The 15,276-nt window shown below is 50.8% G+C and carries 13 protein-coding genes; 8 read left to right on the plus strand and 5 right to left on the minus strand.

Annotated elements, in window-relative coordinates; translation table 11 throughout:
* The first annotated feature begins 41 nt into the window (after window positions 1-41).
* The 3 genes from yfcF to yfcD are packed head-to-tail and all read left to right on the plus strand — an operon-like array spanning window position 42 to window position 1,904.
* Window positions 42-686 carry a glutathione transferase gene (yfcF, locus tag GHC22_RS07365; protein WP_003834778.1) on the plus strand — a complete coding sequence of 215 codons (645 nt, stop codon included), beginning with the start codon at window positions 42-44 and terminating at the stop codon, window positions 684-686.
* A gap of 55 nt (window positions 687-741) precedes the next feature.
* A complete protein-coding gene (gene yfcE, locus GHC22_RS07370) occupies window positions 742-1,293 on the plus strand; it encodes a phosphodiesterase (RefSeq protein ID WP_048215855.1) in 552 nt (183 codons plus the stop codon).
* Window positions 1,294-1,349: 56 nt separating this feature from the next.
* Window positions 1,350-1,904, plus strand: coding sequence for an NUDIX hydrolase YfcD (yfcD, locus tag GHC22_RS07375; RefSeq protein WP_003834775.1), 555 nt, complete (start codon window positions 1,350-1,352; stop codon window positions 1,902-1,904).
* Window positions 1,905-1,960: 56 nt separating this feature from the next.
* Here the strand turns inward: yfcD and yfcC are convergent, their stop codons facing one another.
* From yfcC to ackA, 3 genes are all read right to left on the minus strand, one after another.
* On the minus strand, window positions 1,961-3,481 hold the full coding sequence (gene yfcC, locus GHC22_RS07380) for a putative basic amino acid antiporter YfcC (protein ID WP_063940562.1): 1,521 nt from the start codon (window positions 3,479-3,481) through the stop codon (window positions 1,961-1,963).
* A 199-nt stretch (window positions 3,482-3,680) separates the two neighbouring features.
* Window positions 3,681-5,822 (minus strand): phosphate acetyltransferase, encoded by a 2,142-nt coding sequence (pta, locus tag GHC22_RS07385; protein ID WP_003834771.1) that lies wholly within the window; start codon window positions 5,820-5,822, stop codon window positions 3,681-3,683.
* Window positions 5,823-5,897: 75 nt separating this feature from the next.
* Complete coding sequence (ackA, locus tag GHC22_RS07390) at window positions 5,898-7,100, minus strand: acetate kinase (RefSeq protein ID WP_003834770.1); 1,203 nt, start codon at window positions 7,098-7,100, stop codon at window positions 5,898-5,900.
* Window positions 7,101-7,439: 339 nt separating this feature from the next.
* Between ackA and yfbV the strand changes: the two genes are divergently transcribed.
* The 4 genes from yfbV (at window position 7,440) to GHC22_RS07410 (ending at window position 11,053) form a co-directional block, all read left to right on the plus strand.
* Window positions 7,440-7,895 carry a terminus macrodomain insulation protein YfbV gene (gene yfbV / locus GHC22_RS07395; RefSeq protein WP_003028087.1) on the plus strand — a complete coding sequence of 152 codons (456 nt, stop codon included), beginning with the start codon at window positions 7,440-7,442 and terminating at the stop codon, window positions 7,893-7,895.
* An 83-nt stretch (window positions 7,896-7,978) separates the two neighbouring features.
* Window positions 7,979-8,473, plus strand: a complete 495-nt coding sequence (locus GHC22_RS07400; RefSeq protein WP_003028086.1) for a YfbU family protein — start codon at window positions 7,979-7,981, stop codon at window positions 8,471-8,473.
* On the plus strand, window positions 8,466-9,143 hold the full coding sequence (locus tag GHC22_RS07405; protein WP_008785348.1) for a sugar phosphatase: 678 nt from the start codon (window positions 8,466-8,468) through the stop codon (window positions 9,141-9,143). Before GHC22_RS07400 ends, GHC22_RS07405 begins: the two co-directional genes overlap by 8 nt.
* A 77-nt stretch (window positions 9,144-9,220) precedes the next feature.
* Window positions 9,221-11,053 (plus strand): SLC13 family permease, encoded by a 1,833-nt coding sequence (locus tag GHC22_RS07410; RefSeq protein ID WP_032944084.1) that lies wholly within the window; start codon window positions 9,221-9,223, stop codon window positions 11,051-11,053.
* Between the two features lie 63 nt (window positions 11,054-11,116).
* Here GHC22_RS07410 and yfbR read toward each other — a convergent pair whose 3' ends face one another.
* Both yfbR and alaA read right to left on the minus strand, forming a co-directional pair.
* Window positions 11,117-11,716: a 5'-deoxynucleotidase gene (gene yfbR, locus GHC22_RS07415; RefSeq protein ID WP_153752574.1), complete on the minus strand. Its 600-nt coding sequence runs from the start codon at window positions 11,714-11,716 to the stop codon at window positions 11,117-11,119.
* A gap of 83 nt (window positions 11,717-11,799) precedes the next feature.
* A complete protein-coding gene (alaA, locus tag GHC22_RS07420) occupies window positions 11,800-13,017 on the minus strand; it encodes an alanine transaminase AlaA (protein ID WP_003028082.1) in 1,218 nt (405 codons plus the stop codon).
* 927 nt (window positions 13,018-13,944) lie between these two features.
* Between alaA and lrhA the strand changes: the two genes are divergently transcribed.
* Window positions 13,945-14,904 (plus strand): transcriptional regulator LrhA, encoded by a 960-nt coding sequence (gene lrhA / locus GHC22_RS07425; protein ID WP_153752575.1) that lies wholly within the window; start codon window positions 13,945-13,947, stop codon window positions 14,902-14,904.
* Window positions 14,905-15,276: the final 372 nt, after the last annotated feature.

Below are 15,276 nucleotides of genomic sequence, written 5' to 3' on the forward strand. Positions count from 1 at the left end.
TCTATATTTTGAAAGCAAGCCAATACACTTCAGAGGACATTATGAGCAAATCTGCAATTACGCTGTGGTCAGATGCCAATTTTTTCTCCCCTTACGTGCTGTCTGTTTATGTTGCTCTGCAAGAGAAAGGGCTACCTTTTACGCTGAAAACCGTTGATCTCAATAGTGGTGAACACTTGCATCCTTCATGGCAAGGTTACGCCTTGACGCGCCGCGTACCGGTTCTTGAGATCGATGGTTTTGAACTGAGCGAATCATCAGCGATTACAGAATTCCTGGAAGAGAGCTTTGCACCGCCACAGTGGGAGCGTATCTACCCACACGATGTACAAAAGCGCGCTCGGGCGCGCCAGGTTCAGGCGTGGATCCGCAGCGATTTAATGCCTATCCGTGAGGAACGATCAACAGATGTCGTTTTTGCTGGCGTGAAGAAAGGACCGTTAAGCGAAGCGGGAAAAGCCAGTGCGGAAAAACTGTTCGCTACTGCGAGCAGTTTACTGAGCCACGGTAAGCAGAATTTATTTGGCGAATGGTGTATCGCTGACTGTGATTTAGCGCTAATGCTTAATCGCCTGGTCCTTAACGGCGATGAGGTTCCAGAAGCGCTTGCGGAATACGCCACCTTCCAGTGGCAGCGCGCTTCAGTACAGCGTTTTATCGCGCTTTCAGCGAAGCGTTCCTGCTGAAAAACGGGCCGTAATCCAGTATCATTACAAGGTAATTTTCAGCGAGGAGTGAGTGATGAAACTGATGTTCGCATCGGACATTCATGGTTCGTTGCCAGCCACGGAACGCGTACTCGAGCGGTTTGCTGCAAGCGGCGCGCAATGGCTGGTGATATTGGGTGATGTTTTAAACCACGGGCCGCGTAATGCGCTTCCAGAAGGCTATGCACCTGCGCAGGTTGCTGAACGGCTGAATGAGCTGGCATCGCGAATTATTGCGGTGCGTGGTAATTGCGACAGCGAAGTGGATCAGATGCTCCTGCATTTTCCGATGACTGCGCCGTGGCAGCAAATTCTGACAGAAAACCAGCGACTCTTTTTGACGCACGGACATCTTTTTGGCCCGCAAAATTTGCCGGCGCTCAATGCGGGCGATGTTCTGGTTTATGGGCATACTCATCTGCCGGTTGCTGAGCGGCGCGAGGGTATCTATCATTTCAATCCCGGCTCGGTAAGCATCCCGAAAGGGGGCTTTGCGGCAAGTTACGGGATTCTGGATGATAATGTTCTCAGCGTAATGGCACTCAATGATCAAAGTGTTATTGCACAGGTCGAGATTAATCCGTAATTTACCCCACAAACATAAACGCGCCGTAAGAGCGCCAGAAAAAAGAAGGTTTCCTGATGGTGGAACAGCGTCGTTTGGCAAGTACTGAATGGGTGGATATTGTGAATGAAGACAATGAAGTCATTGCACAGTCCAGCCGGGAACAAATGCGGGCGCAACGCTTACGCCATCGTGCAACGTATATCGTTGTGCATGATGGTATGGGCAAAATTCTGGTTCAACGCCGCACTGAGACAAAAGATTTTTTGCCCGGCATGCTGGATGCCACCGCAGGCGGTGTGGTTCAGGCTGACGAGCAGATGCTGGAATCAGCGCGTCGTGAAGCAGAAGAGGAACTGGGGATTGCGGGCGTGCCGTTTGCCGAGCATGGTCAGTTTTACTTTGAAGACCAGAACTGTCGCGTATGGGGTGGGTTGTTTAGCTGCGTTTCCCACGGACCGTTTGCGCTTCAGGAAGATGAGGTCAGTGAAGTTTGCTGGTTGACGCCGGAAGAAATTACCGCGCGCTGCGACGAATTTACACCGGACTCCCTGAAAGCCCTGGCGCTGTGGATGACCCGCAACGCCAAGAATGAAGGGGCGAAAGCCGAAAAGCAGGAAGAAGCTGAGTAAACTCTGTTCATCCGGCCTACTGCGTCGAGAAATCGAGTAGGCCGGACGCACACTTTTTAATGGTAACCCATCATCTGCGCGCCAATCACCACCACGCTGGACATAATAAACAGCAGTCCCAACAGCGTAGCACCTACCTTCAGCCAGTTACGAAAATCCACCCGACAAACGCCTAACGTAGCCATCAGAGATGCTGACGTCGGATAGATAATATGACTGAATCCGTCGCCAAACTGGAAGGCCAGGACTGTGACCTGACGGTTTACGCCAACCAGATCGCCCAGCGGTGCCAGTAGCGGCATGGTTAACGCAGCCTGACCAGAGCCGGAAGTGACGAAGAAATTAAAAACTGCCTGGAACAACAGCATAAACCACGCCGCGATGGCGTTATCCAGCCCGCTGATGCCATTGGCAATGCTGTGCAGCAGAGTGTTTAACACGCTGGCTTCACCCGCCTCTCCATTACCGACCAGCAGTAAAATGCCTTTGGCAAAACCAACCAGCAGGGCAGGGGCAATCATCATTCGTGCGCCCTCAGTGAATGAGGAGGCCATGATGTTGACCGTCATGCCGTTGAGCCGAAACACGACGCCGATAATGCCAATCACCAGACCCATCGTGAAGAACTGACTGGCGATCTCAGGAATAAACCACGCGTTGACGATAACGCCCCAGACAACCCAAATCATCACCGCGGTCAGCACCAGTAGCACTAACCAGTCGCCCAGCGTGAAGCGTCGTTCCACGACCTCGTCCTGCTGCTCGCGAAAGAAGCGGTCGGATTCATGTACCCGGGACAAAAGCGGATTCTTTTTGATACGCGCCGCATAGGCCAGCGTGAAGGTCAGCCCGATTAGTGTAGCGATCACCCAGACCACGATGCGTAGCCCGGAACCAGAGAGCACCGGTACCCCCGCAATACCTTGCGCGACCACCACGCAAAATGGGTTCATCCATGAGCTGGCGAAACCAATCTGAGTCGCGATATAGGTAACCAGCACGGTGGTGATACTGTCGTAACCTAGCCGTACCATCAAAGGCGCGATGATAATGGCAAAGGCAACAGCCTCTTCCCCCATGCCAAACACCGCACCGCCTAAGGAGAAGAGAATAAACAGCACTGGGATAAACAGGACCTCGTTGCCCCGCGTATGGCGAATGAGCGCCAGGATGCCGTTATCAATGGTGCCGGTACGCATAACGATGCCGAATGCGCCGCCAATGACCAGCATAAACATAATGATGCCGACAGCAGTGCCGAATTTCGAGCCGGAGGTTAATCCTTCAAACGGGAAATTCATCAGGCCTGGGCGTTCATCTCCGGTGGTGAATAACTGCACCCGGTGATACTGCTCTTCACCTGCGTCGTTGGTCAGAATACGAAAGGAATGGGGGTCAACCACCTTACGGGTTTTGGTTTGTCCATCAACCTGATACTGAACTTCCTGGCTGTCGAACATCCCGACGGGAACAACCCATGTTGCCAGACTGGTTAAAATGGCGACGAAAAAAATAATCACCAGCGTGTCGGGCATCGCCCATTTTTTAGCTGGCTGTGATTCTGTTACTGCTGACATGAAAGACTATCCCTGTTGCAACGCAAAAGAGAGTAAGTATGCGAACAGAAGAATAGTTATTCATTGATGCAGCGCATCCAGGCAAATGTTTCAGATTATGCCAAAGGGGAAAAAGACATAAAAAAACCGGAAATATCAGCTATTTCCGGTTTGATAAGCAGATGTGTTGCCGGATAAAAGATCCGGCACACTCGGCAGATTACTGCTGCTGGGAAGACTGGATCGCGGTCAGTGCGATGGTGTAGACGATATCGTCTACCAGCGCGCCACGAGACAGGTCGTTCACCGGCTTGCGCATACCCTGCAGCATTGGCCCGATGGAGATCAGGTCGGCAGAACGCTGTACCGCTTTGTAAGTGGTGTTACCGGTGTTCAGATCCGGGAAGATGAACACGGTAGCGCGACCTGCAACCGGAGAGTTCGGCGCTTTGGATTTCGCTACGTCAGCCATAACGGCGGCGTCGTACTGCAGCGGACCGTCGATCATCAGGTCAGGACGTTTTTCCTGTGCCAGACGGGTTGCTTCGCGAACTTTCTCTACGTCACTACCTGCACCAGAAGTACCGGTGGAGTAGGAGAGCATCGCTACGCGCGGTTCGATACCGAAGGCAATTGCGGAATCAGCGGACTGAATCGCGATTTCTGCCAGCTGCTCTGCAGTCGGATCCGGGTTGATCGCGCAGTCGCCGTAAACGTAAACCTGATCCGGCAGCAGCATGAAGAACACGGAAGACACCAGAGAGCTACCCGGTGCAGTTTTGATCAGCTGCAGCGGCGGACGGATGGTGTTCGCGGTGGTGTGTACTGCACCAGAAACCAGACCGTCAACATCGTCCTGTTCCAGCATCAGGGTACCGAGAACCACGTTGTCTTCCAGCTGTTCGCGGGCAACGGTTTCGGTCATACCTTTGTTTTTACGCAGTTCGACCAGGCGAGCAACGTAGCTTTCGCGAACCACATCTGGATCAACGATTTCTACGCCAGCGCCCAGTTCAACGCCCTGAGAGGCTGCAACGCGGGTGATCTCATCCGGGTTACCCAGCAGTACGCAGGTTGCGATACCACGTTCAGCACAGATGGCTGCCGCTTTAACGGTACGCGGTTCGTCGCCTTCCGGCAGAACAACGCGTTTGCCCGCTTTGCGCGCCAGCTCGGTCAACTGATAACGGAACGCTGGCGGAGACAAACGACGGCTACGCTCAGAGGTTGCAGTCAGGGATTCAATCCAGTCAGCGTTGATGTAGTTAGCAACGTATTCCTGAACTTTCTCAATGCGCTCGTGATCGTCAACCGGAACTTCCAGGTTGAAGCTCTGCAGGCTCAGAGAGGTCTGCCAGGTGTTGGTGTTTACCATGAATACCGGCAGGCCGGTTTCAAATGCACGTTCGCACAGTTTAGTGATGCGCGCGTCCATTTCGTAGCCGCCAGTCAGCAGCAGGGCACCGATTTCCACGCCGTTCATGGCCGCCAGGCATGCTGCAACCAGCACGTCAGGACGATCTGCGGAAGTTACCAGCAGGGAGCCTGCGCGGAAGTGTTCCAGCATATGTGGAATGCTGCGTGCGCAGAACGTCACAGACTTCACGCGACGGGTGTTGATATCGCCTTCGTTAACGATGGTGGCGTTCAGGTGACGCGCCATATCGATTGCACGAGTAGCGATCAGATCGAAGCTCCATGGCACCGCGCCCAGAACCGGCAGCGGACTGGATTCTTGCAGTTTAGCCGGATCAACTTTGATCACTTTCGCTTTGGAAGAGTCGTCGAAAATCTCGGACAGATCCGGGCGAGTACGGCCCTGCTCATCAACCGGTGCGTTCAGTTTGTTAACGATTACGCCGGTGATGTTGGTGTTTTTCGCGCCGCCGAAGCTGCTGCGAGTCAGTTCAATACGCTCGTTCAGCTGTTCCGGGGTGTCGGTACCCTGAGACATAACGAAGACGATTTCCGCGTTCAGCGTTTTCGCGATTTCGTAGTTCAGAGACTGCGCGAACTGATGTTTACGGGTTGGGACCAGGCCTTCAACCAGTACGACTTCAGCGTCTTTGGTGTTCGCGTGGTAGTTCGCGATGATCTCTTCCATCAGCACATCTTTCTGATTGCTGGACAGCAGAGATTCAACGTGGCTCATCTTCAGCGGCTCAGCGGCTGGCAGAGAAGAGTTAGCACGGACGATGCTGGTAGTCTGGTCTGGCGCATCGCCACCGGCACGCGGTTGAGCAATCGGCTTAAAGACGCTCAGACGAACGCCTTTGCGTTCCATTGCGCGGATCACGCCAAGGCTGACGCTGGTCAGGCCGACGCTGGTTCCGGTAGGGATCAGCATAATAATACGGGACACGGTTTATCCTCTTTCGTTACCGCCAATTTAGACGGGTTACAAAACAGCACCGCCAGCTAGGCTGGCGGTGTGAAATCAGGCAGTCAGGCGGCTCGCGTCTTGCGCGATAACCAGTTCTTCGTTGGTTGGGATAACCAGCGCAGGACGGGTACCTTCTTTGTTGATGAAACCAGATTTGCCGAAACGTGCGGCCAGGTTACGTTCGTGGTCAACTTCAAAGCCCAGAACGCCCAGTTTGCCCAGAGACAGTTCACGAACCATCGCTGCGTTTTCACCGATACCACCGGTGAAGACAACTGCATCCAGACGACCATCCATCAGCGCAGTGTAAGAACCGATGTATTTCGCCAGACGGTGGCAGTAAACGTCCATTGCACGTTTAGCGTCTTCTTTAGTAGCGTAGTTATCTTCAACATAACGGCAGTCGCTGGTGACTTCGGTCAGACCCAGCAGGCCGGACTCTTTGGTCAGCATTTTGTTGATCTGGTCAACGCTCATGCCCAGGGTATCGTGCAGGTGGAAGATGATCGCCGGGTCGATGTCACCGGAACGCGTACCCATCACCAGACCTTCCAGCGGGGTCAGACCCATGGAGGTATCAACACATTTACCGTTACGGATAGCAGATACAGAACCGCCATTGCCCAGGTGGCAAGTGATGATGTTCAGCTCTTCAACCGGTTTGTTCAGCACTTTTGCCGCTTCCTGAGTGACGAAGAAGTGGCTGGTACCGTGCGCGCCGTAACGACGAACGCCGTGTTCTTTGTACAGGCTGTACGGCAGAGCATAGAGGTAAGACTCTTCCGGCATAGTCTGATGGAACGCGGTGTCGAATACAGCCACGTTTTTGTCTTTCAGATTAGGGAAGGATTTCAGCGCTTCTGCGATACCGATCAGGTGAGCCGGGTTATGCAGTGGTGCGAAAGAGGCAGAATCTTTGATGCCCTGAATAACGGAATCATCGATAACCACGGAGCTGGTGTACTTCTCGCCGCCGTGTACGATACGGTGACCAATAGCGGTCAATTGCGCAGACAATTCTGGTTTTTGTGCCAGAATAGTGTTAACGATAAAGTTCAGCGCTTCACTGTGAGCGGCGCCTGCACCTAAAGCCGCTTCTTGTTTACCGCCGTCCATTTTCCACTTGATACGTGCTTCTGGGAGATGGAAACATTCGGCTAAACCAGAGAGGTATTCTTCACCGTTTACTGCATCGATGATGGCAAATTTCAGTGAGGAGCTACCGCAGTTCAGAACCAGTACTAACTTACTCGACATGGAAGTACCTATTTATGATACGTGGCTAAAAAAACGTCAGGGAGTCATAGAGCGTAGCGCATGATGACACCGACGTTTATGATTAACATCATGCGCCATAGTCTTTTTGGGCACGATGGAATAAATACCTTTGAGTCTATGTCATTTTGCGTATTTTTCAGGCAATGGCATAATGTATGCCAATTTGACGACTCAATGATTTTGGACTACAGGCCTTACAGGCCGGCACAGGATACCTGAATGTGGGTATCAAAGACAAAATGTTTTGAACGATGTCCCTTGTAGTTGTTGTTTTGCACAAATTTTTTAATTTTTATATGTGAAGTTGAGGTAACCGCCATGTCGACACCGGATAATCGCTCCGTCAATTTTTTTAGCTTGTTTCGCCGGGGGCAGCACTATGCAAAGACGTGGCCAATGGAAAAGCGCCTTGCGCCCGTGTTTGTTGAGAACCGCGTGATCCGCATGACGCGTTACGCGATTCGTTTTATGCCGCCTATCGCCGTCTTCACCTTATGTTGGCAAATTGCGTTAGGGGGGCAGTTGGGCCCGGCCGTGGCGACTGCGCTGTTTGCGCTTAGCCTGCCGATGCAGGGGATGTGGTGGCTGGGAAAACGTTCTGTAACGCCGCTGCCGCCTTCAATTCTCAATTGGTTCTATGAAGTCCGGGGTAAATTGCAAGAAGCTGGGCAGGCGCTCTCTCCGGTAGAAGGAAAGCCGGATTACCAGGCGCTGGCTGACACGCTTAAGCGCGCCTTCAAACAACTGGATAAAACTTTCCTTGATGATTTGTAATTGACCCCTGATTACGCATATAAAAGAAGGCACAAGATGCCTTCTTTTTTTTCATCGCAGTAGTAGTGATACAGGAGTCCCAAATGGAAATGACCAACGCTCAACGTCTGATTTTGTCGAATCAGTACAAAATGATGACTATGCTCGATCCAACTAACGCCGAGCGTTATCGTCGTTTGCAGACGATTATTGAACGCGGTTACGGCTTGCAGATGCGTGAGCTGGATCGTGAGTTTGGTGAACTGACGGAAGAAACCTGTCGTACGATTATCGATATTATGGAGATGTATCACGCATTACATGTGTCCTGGACTAATCTTAAGGATGCGCAGGCTATTGATGAGCGTCGCGTGACCTTCCTCGGTTTTGACGCCGCAACGGAAGCCCGTTTCCTCGGGTACGTTCGTTTTATGGTCAATGTGGAAGGTCGTTACACCCACTTTGATGCGGGTACGCATGGCTTCAACGCCCAGACCCCAATGTGGGAAAAATATCAGCGTATGCTGAATGTTTGGCACTCTTGCCCGCGTCAGTATCACCTGAGCGCGAATGAAATTAACCAAATCATTAATGCCTGAGGGGGCGAGCGTGCAGTGCAAAGGTTTTCTGTTTGATCTGGATGGAACGTTGGTCGATTCCTTACCCGCAGTAGAGCGTGCGTGGTGCAACTGGGCCGATCGCTTCGGCCTCGATCACGCCGAGGTACTCGGCTTTATTCATGGTAAGCAGGCCATTACCTCCCTGCGACACTTTATGGTGGGCAAGTCTGAGGCAGAGATCGCCGCGGAATTTACCCGTCTGGAGCAGATCGAAGCGACGGAAACCGCCGGGATCACCGCGCTGCCGGGGGCAGTTGATTTACTCAACCATCTCAATAAAGCAGGTATTCCATGGGCGATTGTGACCTCCGGTTCTATGCCAGTCGCACGTGCGCGTCATCGTGTTGCCGGGCTTCCTGCTCCTGAAGTGTTTGTCACCGCCGAGCGGGTAAAAAGAGGGAAACCAGAGCCAGACGCGTATCTGTTAGGTGCTCAGCTTCTGGGCCTGGCACCGCAGGAATGTGCAGTCGTGGAAGATGCCCCCGCCGGGGTGCTCTCAGGACTGGCTGCTGGGTGTCATGTCATCGCGGTTAACGCGCCAGCGGATACGCCGCGTCTGGACGAAGTTGATTTTTCGCTGACCAGTCTGGAACATATTTCTGTGACCAAACAACCCAACGGAAATGTGGTCGTTATAAGAAATACCTGATCATGATTTAGCCCCAGATTGTTGGGGCTTTTTTATGGCAGAATCAGTCCATCCCTCTCATTTAACAAGGATATGTTGTGAACGGTGAATTGATATGGGTTCTCTCATTGCTGGCGATTGCCGTCGTCTTGTTTGCAACTGGCAGAGTGCGTATGGACGCGGTCGCTTTGCTGGTCATTATTGCCTTTGTTCTGAGTGGAACATTGAGCATCACAGAGGCTTTTTCCGGGTTCAGCGATCCTAACGTTATTTTGATAGCGGCTTTATTCATTATCGGCGACGGCCTGGTGCGTACCGGCGTGGCGACGGTAATGGGTGCCTGGCTGGTGAAGGTCGCTGGCAGCAGTGAAGTCAAAATGCTGGTGTTGCTGATGATAACCGTAGCCGGACTCGGTGCCTTCATGAGTTCGACCGGTGTGGTCGCCATCTTTATTCCGGTTGTCTTAAGCGTTTCTATGCGCATGCAAATCTCCCCCTCACGGCTGATGATGCCGTTGAGCTTTGCCGGATTAATAAGCGGCATGATGACGCTGGTGGCAACGCCGCCGAATCTGGTCGTCAACAGTGAATTGTTACGTGAAGGACTTAACGGTTTTAGCTTTTTTAGCGTAACCCCACTGGGACTGGTGGTGTTGGTACTCGGCATAATTTATATGCTGGTGATGCGTTTTATGCTGAAAGGTGAAGACTCCGGGCAGCCGGGAGACGGCTGGAAGCGCCGGACCTTTCGCGATCTGATCAAAGAGTATCGCCTGACAGGGCGTGCCCGTCGCCTGGCGATTCGCCCGGGTTCTCCCATGATTGGCCAACGTCTGGATGACCTGAAATTGCGTGAACGCTACGGGGCAAACGTGATTGGTGTTGAACGCTGGCGGCGTTTTCGCCGCGTGATTGTCGATGTTAACGGGGTTTCTGAGTTCCGTGCCCGTGACGTGTTGCTGATTGATATGTCAGCGGCCGACGTTGACCTGCGTGAATTTTGCAGCGAGCAACTGCTGGAACCGATGGTGCTGCGCGGTGAATACTTCTCCGAGCAGGCGCTTGACGTGGGTATGGCCGAGATTTCATTAATCCCTGAATCGGAATTGATCGGCAAAACGGTACGGGAAATCGCTTTTCGTACGCGTTATGGCCTGAATGTCGTCGGACTGAAGCGTGATGGTACGGCACTGGCCGGAGCGGTGGTGGATGAACCACTGCTGATGGGCGATATCATTCTGGTGGTGGGCAACTGGAAACTCATCACTTTGTTGGGGCAAAAAGGGCGCGATTTCGTGGTGCTGAATATGCCCGTGGAAGTCAGTGAAGCTTCTCCGGCGCACAGCCAGGCGCCGCATGCGATTTTCTGTCTGGTGCTGATGGTCGCGTTAATGCTCACCGATGAAATCCCTAATACGGTTGCCGCGATTATCGCCTGTTTGCTGATGGGAAAATTCCGCTGCATCGATGCCGAAAGCGCCTATAAAGCCATTCACTGGCCAAGTATTATTTTGATTGTCGGAATGATGCCCTTTGCGCTGGCATTACAGAAAACGGGCGGTGTTGATCTGGTGGTTAAAGGGCTAATGGACGTTGGTGGAGGGTACGGCCCGTATATGATGCTGGGCTGCCTGTTCGTGCTGTGCGCGACCATTGGGTTATTTATCTCTAACACTGCGACGGCGGTACTGATGGCGCCGATTGCGCTGGCGGCAGCAAAGTCGATGGGCGTTTCGCCGTATCCTTTTGCGATGGTGATTGCGATGGCGGCTTCCGCAGCCTTTATGACGCCAGTTTCTTCACCGGTAAACACACTGGTACTCGGGCCGGGTAACTATAGCTTTAGCGATTTCGTAAAAATTGGCGTGCCGTTTACCATCATTGTGATGGTGGTGTGCGTGGTGATGATCCCGATGCTGTTTCCGTTTTGATTTTTATGTGCCGGATGGCGGCTAACGCCTCATCCGGCCTACAAAGGCAATGTCGCCGCAAACTTACAATGGAGAATCCTGACTGATTTCATCTAATGAGAGGTGAAAACTCGGGACGAATACGTCCATAAAGTAGTCCATCTCTTCGCTGCGTCGTGACTCCAGCGTTTTTTCCAGACGTGTTTTCGCCAGCAAAAATTCGTTGTTACCGGCAGAGAGTTCTTCCAGGCACTTCAGATACGCGCACAGGGCATCTGCCTGTTTAACAATCGACTTCTCTTCTTCACTTAAGGCATGTTCATCAATGAGCGGCGCAAAAATATCGCGCAGCTCATCGGGAACCATATCGACCAGTTTTTGTTGGGCAATTTTCTCTATCGCTTTATATTCCTGAGCAATCTGAGAGTTGAAATATTTCACTGGGGTAGGGAGATCGCCGGTTAACACCTCTGACGCATCGTGATACATCGCCAGTAGGGCAATACGCTCAGCATTAACCTGACCACCAAATTTACGGTTTTTAATTGCGGCCAGCGCATGGGCAACCATGGCAACCTGCAGACTGTGTTCGGACACGTTTTCGGTGCGCACGTTGCGCATCAGCGGCCAGCGATTAATGAGTTTCAGACGGGAGAGGTGGGCAAAAAAGTGGCTCTGCTTCATAACGACCCTTACTCAGTGACTTCAGTAACGGTATTTTGCGCAGAGAGTGCTACCGGATGCAAACCCGGCAGCACTTTGCGTGGTTACAGCTGGCGATACCCTGACAGGAAACGCTCAAATTTACTCAGCGACATTTCGATATCGTCAATACGCGGTAGCGTGACGATGCGGAAATGATCCGGCCACGGCCAGTTGAATGCCGTCCCCTGGACCAGCAGTACTTTTTCCTGCAACAGGAAGTCGAGTACCATTTTCTGGTCGTCATGAATATTGAAGCGTTTAGCATCAATTTTCGGGAACATATACAGCGCACCGCGCGGTTTTACGCAAGAGACGCCGGGGATGTCATTAAGCAGTTCCCAGGCGCGGTTACGTTGCTCATACAGACGCCCGCCTGGCATGATGAATTCGCTGATACTCTGATATCCACCCAGTGCGGTCTGAATGGCATGTTGTGCCGGAACGTTGGCACACAGGCGCATAGAAGCCAGCATCTCAAGGCCTTCGATATACCCTTTGGCATGTTTCTTCGGTCCGTTCAGTACCATCCAGCCCTGGCGGAAACCGGCAACACGATAGGTTTTTGACAGGCCGTTAAAGGTAATAGTCAGCAGGTCAGGGGCCATTGCCGCAATCGAGTGGTGCTCGGCGTCATCGTAAAGAATTTTGTCGTAAATCTCGTCCGCAAAGATGATGAGATTGTTTTGGCGGGCAATCTCAACAATCTCCATCAGCAGCTCTTTAGAATACACCGCGCCAGTAGGGTTGTTTGGGTTGATGATGACGATCCCACGGGTACGCGGCGTAATTTTGGCGCGGATATCATCCAGGTCCGGGAACCAGTCTGACGATTCGTCACACAGGTAGTGCACGGCATTACCACCAGAGAGCGAAACCGCCGCCGTCCACAGTGGATAATCAGGTGCGGGAACCAGCATTTCGTCCCCACTGTTTAGCAATGCCTGCATGGCCTGCACAATCAATTCAGATACGCCGTTACCGATATAGATATCTTCCACGGTTACGTCGCGCATCCCACGGGCCTGGTAATGCTGCATGATTGCTTTGCGGGCTGAATAAAGGCCTTTGGAATCGCAATATCCTTGCGCAGTTGGCAAATTGCGGATTACATCCACCAAAATTTCATCTGGCGCTTCAAACCCGAAAGGCGCAGGGTTGCCGATGTTCAGTTTCAGAACTTTGTTGCCTTCTTCTTCCAGGCGCTTTGCTTCCTTCAGAACCGGGCCGCGAATGTCATAACAGACGTTTTCTAATTTGCTGGATTTTTCAATGGGGGACATGAACGTTGACCTTTTTAGCTGTGAATGCCACTCCCTGCCGTGGAAGTCAGCCCAGCACAATGTACTCCCACGACGGTTAGTTTTGAAGGGTCTTTAGTAGAAGATTTTGGAAAGCAGGAGGGGTGTAATTCACTGTCAATAACTAAATAATGTGATTTTTGTAGAGTAATAGTCTGGGTTGTTGTGTTTTTTGTGGTTTATGTTTTGCTTTGTTAGTGTGGGTGTGGTGATTTGTCTGGTCAAAAAAAGTTAGGCCTGTAAAGAAAAAGGTAGCCGAGATCTCAGCTGAATGGCGTAATTCGAAAATACTGAGGTTTTGCCTGCGAAATCTGTTATCGGTCTGATCCCTGCGTGATGCGGTGTGAATCCATTGTTAAGCATAATTAATGAATTGAGGGATTCTTAATTAATTATTATTTATTATTTAAACGACATCAAATTGAGTGGGCCAATAATACGAAAACCGTTGCACTGACATAACACCAATTTGCCCGGAATTATTCGCGATAACACTTATAAATATAGTGGTTTTAGGTTAAGATAACTCCTATGAAATGGTGTGTAGTACGAATTTTACGATAATTCAAATGTTTGTTGGTTGTTCCTAACATCCTGAAAAGTTAGTTTTTAATGTGTAAATTATTGTTCGTTAACTATTTTTTAAATTTACAAAATTTACATGTTTCCCATTAGTCAGAATCATCCAGCAGCTAAAAATACGGCTCTTTCTCGTTGCTATATTCCGATGAATATCACGGGTATTAAAATAGCTCAGAAAGAGAATTGTTTCGTTTGTTAAACCAAATACATCCTTATTTTCACTTGGTTACACTAAGCGAAACTGAAGGGAGGCACATTACAAATGGAGTTGTTTGATTCTGAATGCACAGCATTAACCCGGTATGACCCGCGAGTAAGTGAAAAACTATGATAAATGCAAATCGTCCGATAATTAACCTCGACCTCGATCTGCTGAGAACCTTTGTTGCTGTTGCCGACCTGAATACCTTCGCGGCTGCGGCAGCTGCGGTATGTCGAACTCAGTCTGCGGTATGTCGAACTCAGTCTGCGGTAAGTCAGCAAATGCAGCGTCTTGAACAACTTGTGGGGAAAGAGTTGTTCGCGCGCCATGGACGCAACAAACTGCTGACCGAGCATGGTATCCAGCTGTTGGGTTACGCCAGGAAAATACTGCGATTTAATGATGAGGCATGCTCATCATTGATGTTTAACAATCTTCAGGGGGTGTTAACTATCGGTGCTTCTGATGAATCCGCCGATACCATACTCCCTTTTCTACTTAACCGTATAAGTTCGGTTTATCCGAAACTTGCACTGGATGTCAGAGTGAAACGCAACGCCTACATGGTGGAGATGCTTAAGTCGCAAGAAGTGGATTTAGTGGTCACCACTAACCGACCTGGCGATTTTGAGTGCCTGAATTTGCGAACTTCACCGACGCACTGGTATTGCGCAGCCGAATATATCCTGCAAAAAGGGGAACCGGTGCCGTTAGTTCTGCTGGACGATCCCAGCCCGTTTCGCGATATCGTGCTGGCGACGTTGAATGCCGCACAGATCCCGTGGCGTTTGGCTTATGTCGCTTCAACATTGCCTGCGGTCCGCGCGGCGGTAAAAGCAGGGCTGGGCGTTACTGCCCGTCCTGTCGAAATGATGAGCCCGGATTTACGCGTACTGGGTGCGGCGGACGGATTGCCACCTCTGCCTGATACCGAGTATCTGCTGTGCAGCGATCCGGCCACGCAAAATGAATTAGCTCAGGTTATCTTTAAGTCGATGCAGACATATCAAAATCCTTGGCAATACAATCAGTTTACCCCTGAAGGGGGAGATGACTCGCTGATTGTTGAAGGCGACTTTGAGTAAAGCGACACAAAAAAACGTTTTAAAATGTAAGTGTAAAAAAGAGCCACTGATGATGAAAAAACATCCAGCGGCTCTTTTTTTATGCAAATATTACTGCTTTCTGTTCATTCATATACTAAAACTTAACAAAATCAGCAGGTAAAAAAACAGACTGACAATAGGATGAAAAATAATCAGCTGAGTTGCTAAATGTTTCCATGTTAAAAAACTAGAGAAATTGTTGCTGTTTTTTATGGTGAATTAACAAAAACGTGTCACAGATCAAGAAAATACTCCCATTTAGGGGGAGGCATCTGGGTGAATTACTGTCAAAATAGACGTGTATTATCTTTTTTACTTCACTACGGACACGATTCAACAACATTAAAAATG

The sequence above is a fragment of the Citrobacter sp. H12-3-2 genome, from assembly GCF_009649895.1.
Taxonomy (GTDB): Bacteria; Pseudomonadota; Gammaproteobacteria; order Enterobacterales; family Enterobacteriaceae; genus Citrobacter; species Citrobacter portucalensis.

Coding starts and splice junctions, on each gene's coding strand:
- yfcF (WP_003834778.1), top strand. CDS start 42: ATGAGCAAATCTGCAATTACGCTGTGGTCAGATGCCAATTTTTTCTCC.
- yfcE (WP_048215855.1), top strand. CDS start 742: ATGAAACTGATGTTCGCATCGGACATTCATGGTTCGTTGCCAGCCACG.
- yfcD (WP_003834775.1), top strand. CDS start 1,350: ATGGTGGAACAGCGTCGTTTGGCAAGTACTGAATGGGTGGATATTGTG.
- yfcC (WP_063940562.1), bottom strand. CDS start 3,481: ATGTCAGCAGTAACAGAATCACAGCCAGCTAAAAAATGGGCGATGCCC.
- ackA (WP_003834770.1), bottom strand. CDS start 7,100: ATGTCGAGTAAGTTAGTACTGGTTCTGAACTGCGGTAGCTCCTCACTG.
- yfbV (WP_003028087.1), top strand. CDS start 7,440: ATGTCGACACCGGATAATCGCTCCGTCAATTTTTTTAGCTTGTTTCGC.
- GHC22_RS07400 (WP_003028086.1), top strand. CDS start 7,979: ATGGAAATGACCAACGCTCAACGTCTGATTTTGTCGAATCAGTACAAA.
- GHC22_RS07405 (WP_008785348.1), top strand. CDS start 8,466: ATGCCTGAGGGGGCGAGCGTGCAGTGCAAAGGTTTTCTGTTTGATCTG.
- yfbR (WP_153752574.1), bottom strand. CDS start 11,716: ATGAAGCAGAGCCACTTTTTTGCCCACCTCTCCCGTCTGAAACTCATT.
- alaA (WP_003028082.1), bottom strand. CDS start 13,017: ATGTCCCCCATTGAAAAATCCAGCAAATTAGAAAACGTCTGTTATGAC.
- lrhA (WP_153752575.1), top strand. CDS start 13,945: ATGATAAATGCAAATCGTCCGATAATTAACCTCGACCTCGATCTGCTG.